This is a genomic window from Micromonospora lutea (assembly GCF_016863535.1).
GTDB lineage: Bacteria > Actinomycetota > Actinomycetes > Mycobacteriales > Micromonosporaceae > Micromonospora > Micromonospora lutea.
The window spans coordinates 62,665-77,779 of the sequence record NZ_BOPB01000020.1 but is presented as its reverse complement, the minus strand read 5'-3'; the positions used below and the strand labels follow the sequence as shown (position 1 = coordinate 77,779).

General features: G+C 71.7%; 13 protein-coding genes. 8 read left to right on the top strand and 5 right to left on the bottom strand.

Annotated elements, in window-relative coordinates:
- Positions 1-104 precede the first annotated feature (104 nt).
- Entirely contained in the window at positions 105-1,289 is a 1,185-nt protein-coding gene (locus tag Vlu01_RS18020; RefSeq protein WP_204000920.1) for an epoxide hydrolase family protein, read from the bottom strand.
- A 311-nt stretch (positions 1,290-1,600) separates the two neighbouring features.
- On the opposite strand from Vlu01_RS18020, the gene Vlu01_RS18015 reads away from it, so the two are divergent.
- The 8 genes from Vlu01_RS18015 to Vlu01_RS17980 all read left to right on the top strand — a co-directional run bounded on the left by Vlu01_RS18015 (position 1,601) and on the right by Vlu01_RS17980 (position 11,480).
- The gene (locus Vlu01_RS18015) at positions 1,601-2,806 is read left to right on the top strand and encodes a pyridoxal phosphate-dependent aminotransferase (protein WP_204000917.1); all 1,206 of its coding nucleotides are present in this window, start codon (positions 1,601-1,603) and stop codon (positions 2,804-2,806) included.
- Positions 2,807-2,809: 3 nt separating this feature from the next.
- Positions 2,810-4,405: a class I adenylate-forming enzyme family protein gene (locus Vlu01_RS18010; RefSeq protein ID WP_204000914.1), complete on the top strand. Its 1,596-nt coding sequence runs from the start codon at positions 2,810-2,812 to the stop codon at positions 4,403-4,405.
- Complete coding sequence (locus Vlu01_RS18005) at positions 4,402-5,205, top strand: SDR family NAD(P)-dependent oxidoreductase (RefSeq protein WP_204000911.1); 804 nt, start codon at positions 4,402-4,404, stop codon at positions 5,203-5,205. The genes Vlu01_RS18010 and Vlu01_RS18005 overlap by 4 nt, the downstream gene beginning before the upstream one ends.
- Positions 5,202-6,602 carry an aldehyde dehydrogenase family protein gene (locus tag Vlu01_RS18000; protein ID WP_204000908.1) on the top strand — a complete coding sequence of 467 codons (1,401 nt, stop codon included), beginning with the start codon at positions 5,202-5,204 and terminating at the stop codon, positions 6,600-6,602. The genes Vlu01_RS18005 and Vlu01_RS18000 overlap by 4 nt, the downstream gene beginning before the upstream one ends.
- The gene (locus Vlu01_RS17995) at positions 6,599-8,002 is read left to right on the top strand and encodes a UbiD family decarboxylase (RefSeq protein WP_204000905.1); all 1,404 of its coding nucleotides are present in this window, start codon (positions 6,599-6,601) and stop codon (positions 8,000-8,002) included. The genes Vlu01_RS18000 and Vlu01_RS17995 overlap by 4 nt, the downstream gene beginning before the upstream one ends.
- A gap of 95 nt (positions 8,003-8,097) precedes the next feature.
- Positions 8,098-8,442 carry an ArsR/SmtB family transcription factor gene (locus tag Vlu01_RS17990; protein WP_373307431.1) on the top strand — a complete coding sequence of 115 codons (345 nt, stop codon included), beginning with the start codon at positions 8,098-8,100 and terminating at the stop codon, positions 8,440-8,442.
- Between the two features lie 341 nt (positions 8,443-8,783).
- Positions 8,784-10,115, top strand: a complete 1,332-nt coding sequence (locus Vlu01_RS17985; RefSeq protein WP_204000902.1) for an FAD-dependent oxidoreductase — start codon at positions 8,784-8,786, stop codon at positions 10,113-10,115.
- Positions 10,116-10,250: 135 nt separating this feature from the next.
- Positions 10,251-11,480, top strand: a complete 1,230-nt coding sequence (locus Vlu01_RS17980; protein ID WP_204000899.1) for an acyltransferase family protein — start codon at positions 10,251-10,253, stop codon at positions 11,478-11,480.
- A gap of 69 nt (positions 11,481-11,549) precedes the next feature.
- Here the strand turns inward: Vlu01_RS17980 and Vlu01_RS17975 are convergent, their stop codons facing one another.
- From Vlu01_RS17975 to Vlu01_RS17960, 4 genes are all read right to left on the bottom strand, one after another.
- The gene (locus Vlu01_RS17975) at positions 11,550-12,614 is read right to left on the bottom strand and encodes a glucose-1-phosphate thymidylyltransferase (RefSeq protein ID WP_204001102.1); all 1,065 of its coding nucleotides are present in this window, start codon (positions 12,612-12,614) and stop codon (positions 11,550-11,552) included.
- A 124-nt stretch (positions 12,615-12,738) separates the two neighbouring features.
- Positions 12,739-13,749, bottom strand: a complete 1,011-nt coding sequence (locus tag Vlu01_RS17970; protein WP_239095969.1) for a quinone oxidoreductase family protein — start codon at positions 13,747-13,749, stop codon at positions 12,739-12,741.
- A complete protein-coding gene (locus tag Vlu01_RS17965) occupies positions 13,749-14,015 on the bottom strand; it encodes a MoaD/ThiS family protein (protein ID WP_204000896.1) in 267 nt (88 codons plus the stop codon). The genes Vlu01_RS17970 and Vlu01_RS17965 overlap by 1 nt, the downstream gene beginning before the upstream one ends.
- A gap of 8 nt (positions 14,016-14,023) precedes the next feature.
- Positions 14,024-14,896 carry a formylglycine-generating enzyme family protein gene (locus Vlu01_RS17960; protein ID WP_204000893.1) on the bottom strand — a complete coding sequence of 291 codons (873 nt, stop codon included), beginning with the start codon at positions 14,894-14,896 and terminating at the stop codon, positions 14,024-14,026.
- Positions 14,897-15,115 lie beyond the last annotated feature (219 nt).

The window sequence follows — 15,115 nt, the reverse complement described above, 5'->3', positions numbered from 1 at the left end:
TCGAGGGGGTTGACCGGTACGAGGTCGTGGTTGGCGTCCGGTCGCGGCCCGGGCGGTGCCGGTCGGTCAGCCGGGCGGGGCCGAGACCTGCCATGACGCCGGGTTCAGGAGGCGTCGGCCAACGACCGGAAGAACGCGCGCACGTCGCCGACGAACAACTCCGGCACCTCCATGGCAGGAAAGTGCCCACCCCGGTCGAACTCCGTCCACCGGGTGACGGTCGGGAAGTCACGGTCGGCGAGCCGGCGGATCGGGACGATGCAGTCCTGCGGGAACACCGCCACCCCGAGTGGCACGCTCAGCGGCTGCTCCCGGTACCCGGTAAGCATCTCCCCGTTGGGGTCCTCGGTCGCCGCGCGCTGTTCTTCGGTGATCTCGCGGTACATCTGGGCCGACGAGCCGGCGGTGGCGGTCAGCCAGTAGATCATCACATTGGTGAGCAGCAGGTCTCGATCGATGACCTGGTCGGGCAGGTCGGCGTCGGTCCACTCCTTGAAGCGCTCGATGATCCACGCCAACTGCCCGGCGGGCGAGTCGTTGAGCGCGTACGAGACCGTCTGGGGGCGCGTCGACAGCAGCTTGCGGTAGCCGGAGCCGTCGGCGTCGAAGCTGGCCAGTCGGCCCAGCCGGCCCAGGTCCTGCTCGCTGAGGCCGTCCAACTCGGCGGGGTCGCCGGAGGGGAAGACGGTCAGCATGTTGCTGTGTACGCCGACGACGTGCTCGGGGGCGAGGCGGCCCACCGCGAGGGAGATCGGTGATCCGAAGTCCCCGCCCTGGGCGCCGTAGCGCTCGTAGCCGAGGCGACGCATCAGCTCCACCCACGCGGCCGCGACCCGGTTGACCGTCCAGCCGGCGGCGGGCAGCGGACCGGAGAAACCGAAGCCCGGAATCGACGGCAGCACCAGGTGGAACGCGTCCCTGGCGGAGCCGCCGTAGGCGACCGGGTTGGTCAGCGGACCCACCACGTCGAGGAACTCCGCGATCGAACCGGGCCAGCCGTGCGTCATGATCAGCGGCAGCGCGTCCGGTTCGGGCGAACGGATGTGCGCGAAGTGCACAGTGGCCCCGTCGATGGTCGTGGTGAACTGCGGCAGCCCGTTGAGCCGGGACTCGGCCAGCCGCCAGTCGTAGCTGGTCAGCCAGTGGGCGACCAGCTCCTTGAGGTAGGCCAGGGGTACCCCACGCGACCAGCCCGTCTCGGGCAGATCCGGGGACCAGCGGGTTTGCGCCAACCGACGTCGTAGATCGTCGAGCTCCGACTGTCGGATGTTGATCGTGAATGGCTGCACGTCTCGTCTCCTCAAGATTGCCATCCGGGGTGCGGCTGCGTCCGCCCGGTCGTCCCGAGATCTGCCGCGGGTGGCGGGCCCGTCATCGCACCGGCCATGACGTCGCCCATGACCGTGGCACCGGATGTCGGGCCGCCGCACCTTCCGGATTGCGGCGAGGGTCAGCCGCACCTGCGGCTTTCGGTGACACCGACGGCGACGACCAACGCACGCACGGAGATGCCCGCCCGCGACAGCAGTTGGAATCGTGAGCGGCACGTCGCCTGCCAAGGCCAGTGCGGCGCCGGTCCGACCAAGGAGAGTGATCACGGGTGACCACCCCGTACCCCCCACCGCCGACCGTGCGGAGCCCCTTGTCCAGCAGGACGAACCACTTCGTCCTGCCCAGGCAGTGGGCGTCCATGCGGCGGGCCGAGCAGCTCGAGCGGGAGACCGGCACCCAGGTCATCCACCTCGAGAAGGGTGACTTCCAGGGCGAGGAGTTCCGGCCCGCACCGCACATCCTCGACGCGTGCGCCAAGGCGGTGCACGACGGGCACGTGCGTTACGTACCCGGGCCCGGCCTGCCCGAGCTGCGGGACGCCATCGCGGCGGAGGCGACGCGTCGCGGCCGACCGACCGCGCGCGAGGAGGTGCTGGTGACGATGGGTGCCAAGCACGCCCTGACGCAGAGCCTGCTCACGCTCGTCGACACCGGCGACGAGGTGATCTTCCCCAACCCGGGCTACCCGCCGGACGAGTTCTGGATCACCTACGCCGGCGGGCGGGTGGTGTACGCGCCGCTGGTCGAGCCGGACTTCCACTTCGACATCGACCACCTGGCGCGGCTGATGAACGACCGCACCAAGCTACTGATCATCAACTCTCCGCAGCGACCCAACGGCATGACGGTCGACCGGCTCGAGGCGATCAGCGAGCTGTGCCGCCGGCACGACGTGTCGGTGGTCTCCGACGAGATCTTCAGCCACCTGGTCTACCCGCCCGCCGAGCACCACACCATCGCCGCCGTGGACGGCATGGCCGACCGGACGCTGCTGGTCGACACGTTCAGCAAGAGCTACATCATGACCGGGTTCCGGATCGGCTGGTGCGTGGCGAACCGCGACCTGATCACCGCGATGGACATCTTCCAGCAGAACTCCGTGACCAACGTGCCAGCCTTCGTGCAGCTGGCCGCCCTCGCCGCGCTGACCGGCCCACAGGACCACGTCGTGGCCACCCGGGACCGGCTGCGCGCGAAGCGCGACCGGGTGGTCGCCGCGCTGAACGCCCTGCCCGGCGTCACCTGCCCCTCCCCCGACGGCTCGTTCTACGTCTTCCCGGACATCCGTGGCACCGGCCTGACCGCGCAGCAGTTCACCGACCACCTCATCGACCACCACTCGGTGGGAGTGGTGGCCGGCACGGCCTTCGGTGACCGGGGCGAGGGACACGTACGGATCACCTATGCCGCGCCGGACGACGTCCTCGACGAGGGGCTGAGCCGCATCCGCCGGGCCGTCGAGAGCCTCGGCTGACCGATGGACATCGGACGGATGTTGGCGTGGGGGGCGGAGCGCCACCCGCACCGGCGCGCGGTCGCTGGTCCTGTGCCGATGACCTTCCGCCAGTGGGACGCCCACACCAACCAGGTGGCGCGTGCCCTGGCCGCTCTCGGGGTCAGCCGCGGCGACCGGGTGGTGCTGCACATGGCCAACGGGGCCGGCCTGGCCGGCGGATATCTCGCGGTGCAGAAGCTCGGTGCGGTCGCGGTCCCGCTGTCCACCCGGTACGGTCTGGCCGACGTCGAGCACTGCCTGCGCGACAGCGCACCCGCGCTGGCGGTCACCGACGCCAGCACGTCCGATCTCTGCGCGCGGGCCCGCGAAGGGCTACCCGATCCGCCGACCTGGATCGCTGCCGGTGGCCCCGACGACGCGACGTCCGGCGGTGTCACGCTGGCCTCGCTCGCCGCCGGCCAGTCCGACGGTCCGTTGCGGATCGCCGTCGCCGGGCACGAACTCAGCGTCCTGTTGTACACCTCCGGCACGACCGGTCAGCCCAAGGGCGTGCCCCGGACCCACGCCGGCGAACACGCCGCCACCGTGGCCCACGTGCTGCAATCGGGGTTCCGTGCCGGGGACGTCACGCTCGGCGTGATGCCGCTGTTCCACACCATGGGCGTACGCACGTTGCTGGCCAGCCTGCTGGTCGGCGGTACCTGGGTGCCCCAGCGCAGGTTCGACGCGGACGAGTCGGCGGAGCTGATCAGCCGGGAGAGCGTCACCGCGCTGTACCTGGTGCCGACCATCTACTGGTCGCTGCTGCGCACCGGTCGGCTGCCCGAGCTGGCGTCGCTGCGCCGGCTCGGGTACGCCGGCGCGCCGATGGCCCCGGACCTCGCCGGCCGGCTCGTCGACGCGGTACGCCCGGACGCCTTCGTGAACCACTACGGCAGCACCGAGATCTTCACCTTCACCGTGGAGCCGGACGTGGCGGCCCGACCCGGCAGCGCCGGACGCGCCGGCCTGTTCTCCCGGGTACGGGTCGTCGTCAACGAGGCCGACGCCGGCCCCGGCGACCTCGTGGGTCCGGGTGAACCAGGACAGGTGATCGCGTCGATGGGCTCACCGGAGGCGTTTTCCGGCTACTGGAGACGGCCGGACGCGGACCGGACGGCGATCCGGGACGGCTGGTACCGCACCGGCGACCTCGCCACCTGCGACGAGCAGGGCAACCTGTGGTACCAGGGACGGGTCGACGACATGATCCTCTCGGGTGGCGAGAACATCTACCCGGCGGACATCGAGGCAGCGCTGGCAACCGCTCCCGCCGTCGCCGACAACGTCGTGGTCGGGCTCCCCGACGAGCGCTGGGGGCAGTCCGTCACCGCGTTCGTCGTCGTACGCCCCGGCATCGACCCCGCGCAGGCCGTCCGGGAGGTCCAGCGCTTCGTCCGGACCACCGCCGGGCTGCCGTCGCTGAAACGCCCCAAGCGGGTCATCGCCGTGGAGCGGATCCCCCGTTCCCCGGTGGGCAAGATCCTTCGTCGGCGGCTCGCCGACGGTGACTACCACGCCCTGGCCGACACCGCCGTCGACCGAGGCAACCCGGATCCGACGGAGGCGATCCGATGAGAGAAGTGCCGCCCGGCGCGGGGCCACCGCCTGCCGGGCTGTCCGGGCGGACGGTCGTCGTGACCGGCGCCGGCGCGCCGATCGGCGACGCGTACGTGCGGGCCTTCACGGCCGCCGGCGCCGACGTCGTCGCCGTCGACCTGCTGAGCACCACCCGGCAGGCGTTGAAGACGGCCCGCACGGCGACCCGGACCGGGCCCGGCCGCGCGGTCTTCGCGCCCGCCGACGTCACCTCGCCCGCCGACTGGCAGCTCGTCGTGGAGCGGACCATCGCCGAGTTCGGCCGCCTCGACGTGCTGGTCAACAACGCGGCCGTCTACCGGTCGCTCGCCCGCAAACGCCCGCTGGGCGAGCTGCGCGTCGAGGAGTGGGACGCCGTGTTCGCGGTCAACGTGCAGGGCACCTGGCTGGGCATCAGGGCGGTCACTCCACCTATGGTGGACTGCGGCGGCGGGAGCATTGTCAACATCTCCTCGGTGGTGGGGCGCAGCGGCGCCGTCGGCTTCGCCCACTACGTCGCCTCCAAGGCGGCGGTGGAGGGGCTCACCCGGGCCGCCGCGCGGGAGCTTGGCGCACACAACATCCGGGTCAACGCGGTCGCCCCCGGCCTGGTGGACAACGACGCCAGCCGGACGCTGAACACCGGGCAGTACCTCACGGCGGCAGCCCGGGCCCGCGCCCTGCCCCGGCCGATGCACGCCGACGACCTGATCGGGCCGCTGCTCTGGCTGGCCTCACCGGCGTCGGCGTTCGTCACCGGACAGACCGTCATCGTCGACGGCGGGCAGGTGTTCGCGTGAGTACGGCAGCCGTCCAGCCGATCGACCCGACGACCCTCACCCCGCTACCCCCGGTCGAGGTCACCACGCCGGCCCAGCTCGACGAGGCCGCGCAGCGGGCCGAGGCGGCGCTACGGGGCGGCTGGCCGGTCGACGGCCGCCGCCGGGCCACCGTCCTGCACGGCTGGGCCGAGGCGCTGGCCGCGCATTCGAACGAGCTCGTCGACGCGCTCGTGACCGAGACCGGCAAGCCGCTGGCCGAGGCGGCGCAGGAAATCCGGGCCGCGGTGGACGCGCTGACCTACAACGCCGGCCTGGCCCGCCACCTGGGAGGCGTCGCCGGCACCCTGCCCGACGCCACGGTGGCGCACATCGTCCGGCAGCCGGTCGGCGTCACCGCCTTCGTCGTGCCCTGGAACTGGCCGGTGCTCCTGTTGATCCGGGACCTTGCACCCGCCCTGGCAGCCGGCGTGACGGCGCTGGTCAAGCCGGCCCCGCAGACCAGCACGGTCACCGCACGGGTACTGGACCTCGGGCGCGCGGCCGGGCTGCCCGACGACGTCGCACACCTCCTCGTGGGTGGCGCCGAGGTGGGCCGGGTCGCCGTCGCGCATCCGCTGGTGCGGGCCGTCGCGTTCACCGGGTCGACCGGGGTCGGGGCGGAGATCCTGCGGACGGCCGGCAACGGCATGAAACGCACCCTGCTCGAACTGGGCGGCAAGGGGACCCTCGTCGTCTGTGCCGACGCCGACATGGACGCCGCAGTCCTCGCGGCGGTACGGGCAGCGGTGGTCACCAGCGGCCAGATGTGTCTGGCCTGCACCCGGGTGCTGGTGGCCCGGTCGGCCTACCGGGACGTGCTCGACCGGCTCACCGACGGGCTCGACCGGATCCGGGTCGGCCACCCCGGTGATCCCGACACGCAGATGGGGCCACTGGTGTCGCCGGCTGCCGGCGAGCGGTTGAGGCGTACGCTGACCGTCGCCGCCGCCCGGCACCGCGTGCACGGCGGCCACCGTGTCCACCCCGCCGGACTGGCCGGGTACTTCGTGCGCCCCGCCGTGGTGACGGAGGTCGGTCCGGACGCGCCGGTAGTTCAGCAGGAGCTGTTCGCCCCGGTGGTGACCGTGGAGCCGTTCGACGACGAGGGCGACGCGGTACGGCTGGCCAACGCGACACCGTACGGCCTGGCGGTGGGCGTGTGGACGCGCGACATCGGGCGGGCGTGGCGCCTCGCCCACGCGATCGAGGCAGGCACGGTCTGGATCAACGGTTACCACCATTCCTACCCGGAGACACCCAGCGGAGGCGTCAAGTCCTCCGGTCTCGGCCGATCCCGCGGGGTGGCCGGGGTCGAACAGTTCACCGAGCTGAAGCACATCCACTTCGCCGTACCAGCACCAGGAGCGCGGACGTGAACCTGCCCGCCGTACCCGCCGCTCAACCCGCAGGGTGGCCGGTCGAGCAGAACCTGCGTTCCTGGCTGTCTCACCTGCTCGGTCGGGGCCGGCTCGGCCAGGTGCGGTCCCAGGTGGAGCCCGACCAGGAGGTGTCGACGGTCCTCGAACGTCTCGACGGTCAGCGGGCGGTCCTGTTCCGCGACGTCGCCGGGGCAGAGTTCCCGCTCGCCGGGAACCTCGTCGGCGACCGCGCCGACCTCGCCGAGGCGATGGGCTGCCTGCCCCAGGAGACCGCCACCCGCTACCTGGCCGCGCTCGACCGGCCTCGGCCCTGGACGCCGGTGCCCGACGGGAACGCTCCGGTGCTCGCCCGACGGCTCGACGGCGAGGCGCTGCTGTCACGGCTCCCGCTGACGGTGCAGCACGAACACGACGCCGGCCGCTATCTGACCTCGGCGCTGCTCGTCGTCCGGGATCCGCAGACCGGTGCGACGAACCTTTCGATCAACCGGATGCTGGCCGTCGGCGAACGGAGCCTGCGTACGCTCGTGCTGCCCGGACGGCTGCGCCGGATCCTGACCGGGACGGAGCGGCGCGGGCTCGACCTCGACGTGGCGATCGTGCTGGGCGTCGATCCGCTGCTCGGCCTGGCCAGCCAGGCGCCGGCGACTGACCGGAGTTTGGACGACCTCGCGGTGGCCAGCGCGTTGCGGACCGGCCCGCTGCCGGTGGTCCGCTGCCCGGTCAACGGCCTGCCGGTGCCCGCCGACGCGGAATTCGTCCTCGCGGGACGTTTCCGGGCGGACGTCCGGGAGCCCGAGGGACCGTTCGGTGAGTTTCCCCGCACCTACGGGCCGAGCGCCCCGGCACCCGTGATCGAGCTGCTCACCGGCTGGCACCGCGACGGCGCGGTGTGCCAGACGATCCTGTCGGGCGGACGCGAGCATTTCCTGCTCGGCGGTATCCCCCGGGAGGCGGCGCTGCTGCGGACGCTGCGCTGGGCACACCCGCAGGTGACGGCCGTACGACTGACGGAAGCCGGCTCGTGCCGCCTGCACGCCGTCGTCGCCGTACGCGGAGAGACCGCCGGATCGTCGATGAACGTCCTGCTCTCCACGCTCGGCGCGGCGGGCACGGTCAAGCACGCGATCGTCGTCGACGACGACGTGGACATCCACGACGACGAGCAGGTCGGCTGGGCAATGGCCACCAGGGTCCAGGCGGACCGGGACGTGCTCGTGCTGCCCCGGGCCGCCGGCAGCGGGCTCGACCCGTCCGCGACCGGCGGGACGACCGCGAAGCTGGGCATCGACGCCACCGTCGCGGGCGACGTACGCCGTCGGCACGCCCGGATGCGCACCCGGCCGACCCGACCCGAGTGGATCGAACGGTTCCTGGCGGAGGCCGCCTCCTCGTGAACACCCGCCCGCCGGCCGGGTCACGGCGGCGTGACCCCGCTGTCGGTGGCCGGGTGCCCCCGGCCATCCCGCCTGTGAACGGAAGGTCAGCAGCTGTGGCAACCGACGAACTCAGCCGGATCATGGCGGCGTTGGCCGACCCGACCCGGCGGGCGATCCTCTCCCGGCTGGCCCGTGGCGAGGCCACCGTGACCGAACTCGCCGCCCCGTTCGCAATGACGATGCCCGCGGTGAGTCGCCACCTGCGGGTGCTGGAGCGCGCCGGGCTCGTCCGACGGCGGCAGGACGCCCAGCGGCGGCCCTGCCGGCTGGACACCACACCGCTGTGGACGGCGGTGAGCTGGCTGCGGGAGTTCGTCACCGAATCCGGCGAGGGCGCCGGTGGCCCCGGCGACGGTCCGGTCCGGCCGGCCGAGGCGACACCCGACGTCATTCTGTAGACCTTCACCGTCTCCTCGGCCAGCGGTGCGGGGACGGGTGCGGACGGTTTACGGACCCTGGCGACACGGCCATCGAACGGGCAGTCGGCCGGAGGTTCGCGGTCACATTCCCGCGGCTTTTCGGCGTGCTTTTCCGCCGCCCGTCCCCCGCCGAGCCGTCCCGGCCATGACCAGCGGGTCTTCCCGCCGGCAAGGGCAGTCAGGGAGATGCCCGGCGACCACACCGGCTGACACGATCCCACACAGAGCAAGCCTGGATGTCGAGCCGATCCCGCCCAGGCACCGAAACGATTTTCGTGACGTCGCCGAAATCGTTCATCACACAAGGGAGACGACCGTTCATGAACAGATTCGTCGGAGAACGCGCGGTCGTGCTGGGTGGCAGCATAACCGCACTGTTCGCCACCAGCGCGCTGTCCGAGAGCTACCGCGAGGTCATCATCGTCGACCGCGACGAGCTCCTCGGGGTACGTGAGGCGCGCCGTGGGGCGCCGCAGGCGCGCCACATCAACGGGCTGCTCGCCCGGGGCGCGCGCGCCATGGAGGAGCTCTTTCCCGAGATCACCGCACAGATGATCAGTGCCGGGTGCCCGCAGACCGACCTGTCCGGCACGGTGCGCTGGTACTTCAACGGCAAGCCGCTCAAGCAGGTGCGGGCGGGCCTGACCAACGTTGGCGCCCGCCGCCCGATCATGGAGGCGCACGTTCGGGAGCGGGTGCAGGCGCTCGGCAACGTCACCTTCATGGAGCGGTACGACATCACCGGGCTGGCCACGTCGCCGGACCGGTCCCGGGTGACCGGGGCACGGGTGCAGCGGCGCGACGGCGGCGCGGAGGAGACGCTGGAGGCGGACCTGATCGTCGACGCCACCGGCCGCGGTTCCCGTACCCCGCTGTGGTTGGAGGCCATGGGCTACCCGCGCGTCGAGGAGGAGGGCACCAAGATCGGGTTGGGCTACGTGACCCGGCACTACCGGTTGCGGACCGACCCGTTCGGCACCGACCATTCGATCATCGCGGTGGCGAACCCTGGGCTGCCCCGCGGCGCCATCTTCACCAAGACGGACAGCGGTTTGGTCGAGTTGACCGCCTACGGTCTGCTCGGTGACCATCCGCCCACCGATCCCGACGGGTTCAACGCCTTCGTCAAGACGCTGGCCGCCAAGGAGATCCACGAGGCGGTCGTCGAGGCCGAGCCGCTCAACGACCCGGTGCTGTTCCGGTTCCCGACCACGCTGCGGCGCCGCTACGACCGGATGGCGCGGCTGCCCGAGCGGCTGATCGTGCTCGGCGATGCCGTCTGCACCCCGAACCCGGTCTTCGCCCAGGCGCAGAGCCTCGCCGCGCTACAGGCCCTTGCGCTACGCGACACGCTACGACGCGGCCAGGCACCGGATTCGCTGGAGTTCATGCGGGAGGTCGGGCGAATCATCGACCCGGCCTGGGACATGACCGAGGGCATCAACCTCAGCTTCCCCGGCGTCGAGGGTCAGCGGACCCCGATGCTCAAGCTGATCCAGGCCTACATGTACCGCGTCCAGGTTGCGGCTACCCGGGACGCCGCGGTGACCGAGCAGTTCATGCGCTCGGCCGGCCTCGTCGACCCGATCGAGGCGCTGATGCGGCCGAGCATGGTGCTGCGCGTACTACGCAACTCGCGTACCGCGGCCTGAGCGACGCCGGCCGAGCGACCACCGCGACGCCGGCGACGTCGCCGGGCCGTCGAGAGCCGCCGGCGAACGTCGCCCCTGCCCCCATTCCCGACCGTCGGCGGTACCGACGGACGTTCCCACCCGGAGGTGCACTCCATGACGATCACCCAACCCGGAGCACGGCCGGAGAGCCCTCCGGGAATCGGCGGTACCCGCCTGCCGTCGCTCACGGGGCTTCGGGCCCTCGCCGGCCTGTCGGTGTTCTTCACCCACGGGCTCGCCCTGGGTCTGTTCACCGACCCCCAGGTGATGCTCAACTACGTCCAGTACGGCGCCAACGCCGGGATGTTCGGTCTCGCCTACTTCTTCGTCCTGACCGGTTTCGTGGTGACCTGGATGGCGTCGTCGACCGACAACGCCCGGTCGTTCTGGCGTCGTCGCTTCTTCAAGCTCTTCCCCAACCACGTGGTGGTGTACGCCATCCTGCTGGTCCTGCTGATCCCCACCGGTGCGCCCATCAAGGCGGCCGAGGCGTTGGCCGGGTTGTTCCTGATCAGCTCCTGGTTCCCGACCGAGTCGTTCCTGTTCGGCAATCTCAACGGTCCGATGTGGTCGGCCAACATCGACGTGCTCGCGTACGCGGCGTTCCCGCTGCTCTACGTCCTGGTCAAGAAGATCTCGCCGAGCCGGCTGTGGGCCTGGGCGATCGGCGTGACGGCCGTGGCGGCGCTCATCCCGGTGTTCGCCAACGCCTTCCTGCCGGACCACCCACCGTCGATGGTCGCCCCCGAGGTGTCCTGGCCCCAGCACTGGTTCGGCTTCTACTTCCCGCTGACCCGGGCCCTGGAGTTCGTGGTCGGCATCATCATGGCGCGCATCGTGCTCACCGGCCGGTGGATCGGCCTGCGCGCCCTGCCCGCCGCTCTGCTCACTGTCGGCGCGTACCTGGTCACGCTCGACGTGCCGATCTTCTACGGGTACACCTTCGTCCCGCTCATCCCGATGGCGCTGCTGATCCCCGCCTTCGCGATGGCCGACGTCCACGGGCGGCGGACGCTGATGAACAGCAGTCTGATGGTGTGGCTGGGCGATCGGATGTATGCCTTCTTCGTCATCCACATCACCGTGATGTTCATGGTCCACGCGGCGTTCAGCGGCGAGAACGGTGTCTCGGGCATGTACAGCCGCGTGACGTTCGATCTGGGTACCGGCATCGCGGTGCTGGTCGCGACGTATCTGCTCTGCCTGGTCCTGGCGTCGATCCTCTACGCGCTGGTCGAGCAGCCGGCGATGCGCCGCTGGTCGCGGCCGCGCCGGGGCGTCGACCGGCCGGTTCGTCCGGCGCAGCCGCTCCCCGATGCCACCGGTGGCGGCCGGTCGAGCTGACCGCCAGTCGGACCGACGGCCGCGCCCGGTAAACCGGGCGCGGCCGTTCGCCGAGCGGGGCTGACCGGCCTATTCGGGGATCTCGACGCGGCTGTGGTCGCCGCAGACGACCCGGCAGCCGGCACGCGGATCGCCACGGCCGATCGTCGCGGCCCGACCGACGATCGAGTCGACCAGCCGGCGCACCCCCGATATCCGCGCCTCGTCCATGACCACCGAGCCGGACAGCTCGCTGTCGCGGATGACGCAGTTCCGGCCGATTGAGGTGTAGGGACCCAGGTGAGTGCCGTCGATCACCGATCCGGCACCGATGATCGCCGGACCCTCGACGTGGCTGCGGATCACCCGGGCACCGGTTTCCACCCGTACCCGGGGGCCGAGGACGCTGAACGGGTCGACGACTCCGCCTCGGTCGGGCTCGACCGTCGCCAGCAGGTGCCGGTTGCCGGCGAGCACGTCACCGCTGTCGGCGATGTCCCGCCAGTAGCCGGCGTACTCGCTCGCGCGGACGATGACCCCCTGGTCCACCAGCCACTGCACGGCGTCGGTCAGCTCCAGCTCGCCGCGCGGCCCCGGGCGGATCGCCTCGACCGCCTGGTGCACGACCGGCGTGAGGAAGCAGGCGCCGAGGAGGGCGAGGTCACTGCGCGGGTGTCGGGGCTTCTCCACCAGCCGGATCACCCGGCCGACGCGGTCCAGCTCCACCACGCCGTACGGCCGCGGGTCGGTGACCTTCTGCACCAGCAGGTGGGCGCCGGCCCGCCGACGGCGGAACTCCATCGCCGGATCGCCGAGCCCGTCGGGCAGCAGGTTGTCGCCGAGGTGGAGTAGGAAGTCCGCGTCGCCGAGGTACTGCCGGGCGATCCGCACCGCGTGGGCGAGCCCGCGCGGCGCGTCCTGCGGCAGATAGGTGATCGTTACGCCGTGCCCGGAGCCATCGCCGAACGCCTGTCTGATCTGCTCCTCCCCGGCGCCGACGACCATGCCGACCTCGGTGATCCCGAGGTCACGGACGCCACGCAGCACGTGGGCGAGCAACGGCTGGTTGGCCAGCGGGACCAACTGCTTGGGCAGCGAGTGGCTGAGCGGTCGGAGGCGGGTGCCCGATCCTCCGGACAACACCAGGGCCTTCACGAGTTCTCCCATCAGTTCGGGCGACGCCCGTGGCGGGCCGTGGCGTACCGGCGGACCGGGTGCCGTCGCGGCCTCCCCGGGACGTCGGCCGTCGGACCGGCCGCGCCGGCCAGCCCGCGGCCGGTCAGGGCAGTAGCAGGATCTTGCCGACCGTGCGACGCGACGCCAGCGCCTCGTGGGCCGCCGGGGCGGCCGACAGCGGGAACGTGGCGTGCGTACGGATCCGCAGCCGACCGGCGAGCACCTCGTCGAAGACGGCGGCGGCGCGCCGGCGGGTCTGGTCGGGGGTGCGGTCGTAGTGACTCAACGACGCCTTGGTCAGGAACAGCGAGCCGAGCGAGTTCAGCAGCGCCGGGTCCACCGGGTCGACCGCCCCGCTGGCCTGTCCGTAGAGGACCATGGCACCGCCCGGTCGCAGGCAGGCCAGGCCGTCGGTGAAGGTGTCCCGGCCGACCGCGTCATACACCACGTCCGCTCCCCGGCCGCCGGTGATGTCCCGTACCCGGGCGGCGAAGGAGGTCGTGCGGTAGTTGACGACGTGGTGTGCGCCGGCGGTCGACGCGGCGGCCGACTTGTCGTCCCGGGAGACCGTCCCGATCACGGTCGCACCCCGCCGGGCGGCCAGCTGGCAGAGCAGACCGCCGACCCCGCCGGCGGCCGAGTGCACCACACAGACGACACCGTCGCCCAGCGGGTACACCTCGGTAGCGAGCAGGTGTGCGGTCATGCCCTGGATGAGGAGTGCGGCCGCCCCCGTCAGGCTCAACCCGTCGGGCACCGGCACCAGGCGGGCCGCCGGCACCAGACAGTGCGTGGCGTACGCCCCGGGTTGTCCCATCCAGCCGACCCGGTCCCCCGGGACGAGGCCGGTCACGTCGGCACCGACCCGCAGCACCGTGCCGCTGCCCTCGATGCCCGGAGTGAACGGCAGGGCCACCTGGTACGTGCCGCTGCGCTGGTAGAGGTCGACGACATTGACGCCGGCCGCCGCGACTCGGACGAGTACCTCACCGGCCGCCACCGGGGGCAGGCGCACCTCGCGGAGGGTGAGGACGTCGGGCGGTCCGTACGCGTCCATCACCACCCGTCGCACCGCGTCGTCGGACTCTGCCGGTGGCCGCTCGCCGGCCCCCATCAGCCGCCGGCCATCGGCGAGAGGATGGTGACGACCGCGTCGGGGCCGACGGTCGCGGCGGCCCGCTGGTGGCGCGGGATCAGGTCATCGTCGATACAGATGTTGACATATCGCAAGGGCGCTCCGTCGGCGTCGAGCAGCCGCCGGCCGAACTCCGGATGGCGGGCGACGAAGTCCCGGATGACCTCGTCCAACGGGCCCGGCGTGCCCTCGAAGTCGGTCCTGCCCTGGGGCGTCCAGACGGTGGGCACCACAATCCTGACCATGTCTCTCCTCAGCGCTGTAGGTCGGCCGCGCAGCGGAACCCGTGCGCGAAGCTGGACCAACCACCGGGGTCCCCATGCATGCGTTCGCTGCATCGGACCTGGTAACGGAAGTTCATCCACGAGCCGCCCCGGATGACGCGGTAGCGGCCCATCGCCATCGCGACCGTGGGGTCGCACCGGACGGTGTCCGCGTAGAGCCGGGACGACGTCGAGGTCCACTCGTAGACGTTGCCGGCCATGTCGGCGCAGCCGAAGGGGCTGTCGCCCCGCTCGGAGAAGGCGCCCACCGGTGAGGTCCGGGGCACCGGGCCGTGTCGCGCGCACTCGACGCGCCACCACTGCTGCCAGGCGGCCAGTGAGGTCAGCGGGCCGGCGTGCAGTTCCGCCGTGTTGGCGGCCCCGGGGTCCCACTCGTCGCCCCAGGGCCAGATCCGGAAGTCGGGCCCGCGGGCGGCGAACTCCCACTCCGCCTCGGTGGGCAGCCGCTTGTCGCACCAGGCGGCGAACTCCTGGGCGTCGGTGAAGGAGACGTGGACGACGGGATGGTCGTCGAATTCGGTCCCGCCGGTGCCCGGACCGCCGGGCGCGTTCCAGCTGACGCCGTCGCGCTCCACCCAGCCGTGCTCCGTGTAGACCAGACCGAAGCCACGCCGCTCCGCCTCCGTGCGGTAGCCGGTGTCGCGCACGAACCGGGCGTACTCGCCAACGGTGACCGGGAACCGGTCGATGCGGAACGGCGCCACCACGGTGCTGAACTGGGGTGTCTCGTCGGCGAACCAGAGACGCGGCAACGGCTGGTCGGCGTCGTCGAGCCAGTCGAGCACCCACTCGGGGGTGCCCTGCCGGAACATTCCGCCGGGTACCCGCCGCATCTCGCCCATCGCGTCCACCTTCTGCCGCCGGTCGGGCCGTTCGCCCCTGGTCCGCGTCGTGGGGCAATCATTCATTCGGGCGTCTGCGGCAGGCACCTCTCGCTGTGCCCTGCGGGCCGCCCGCCCACCGCATGAGCATCCTCGAAGGTGAGCACCAGGCATCGATGCACTGCAATTGGTTTACGCCCTGCTGGCAGTAGATGACTGGTGTTGGCAGGTGCATGAGGG

Excerpts from the sequence above, each read along its gene's own strand:
- Vlu01_RS17980 (WP_204000899.1), top strand. The coding sequence starts at position 10,251 with ATGACGATCACCCAACCCGGAGCACGGCCGGAGAGCCCTCCGGGAATC.
- Vlu01_RS18005 (WP_204000911.1), top strand. The coding sequence starts at position 4,402 with ATGAGAGAAGTGCCGCCCGGCGCGGGGCCACCGCCTGCCGGGCTGTCC.
- Vlu01_RS17985 (WP_204000902.1), top strand. The coding sequence starts at position 8,784 with ATGAACAGATTCGTCGGAGAACGCGCGGTCGTGCTGGGTGGCAGCATA.
- Vlu01_RS18010 (WP_204000914.1), top strand. The coding sequence starts at position 2,810 with ATGGACATCGGACGGATGTTGGCGTGGGGGGCGGAGCGCCACCCGCAC.
- Vlu01_RS17970 (WP_239095969.1), bottom strand. The coding sequence starts at position 13,749 with ATGGGGGCCGGCGAGCGGCCACCGGCAGAGTCCGACGACGCGGTGCGA.
- Vlu01_RS17965 (WP_204000896.1), bottom strand. The coding sequence starts at position 14,015 with ATGGTCAGGATTGTGGTGCCCACCGTCTGGACGCCCCAGGGCAGGACC.
- Vlu01_RS17960 (WP_204000893.1), bottom strand. The coding sequence starts at position 14,896 with ATGGGCGAGATGCGGCGGGTACCCGGCGGAATGTTCCGGCAGGGCACC.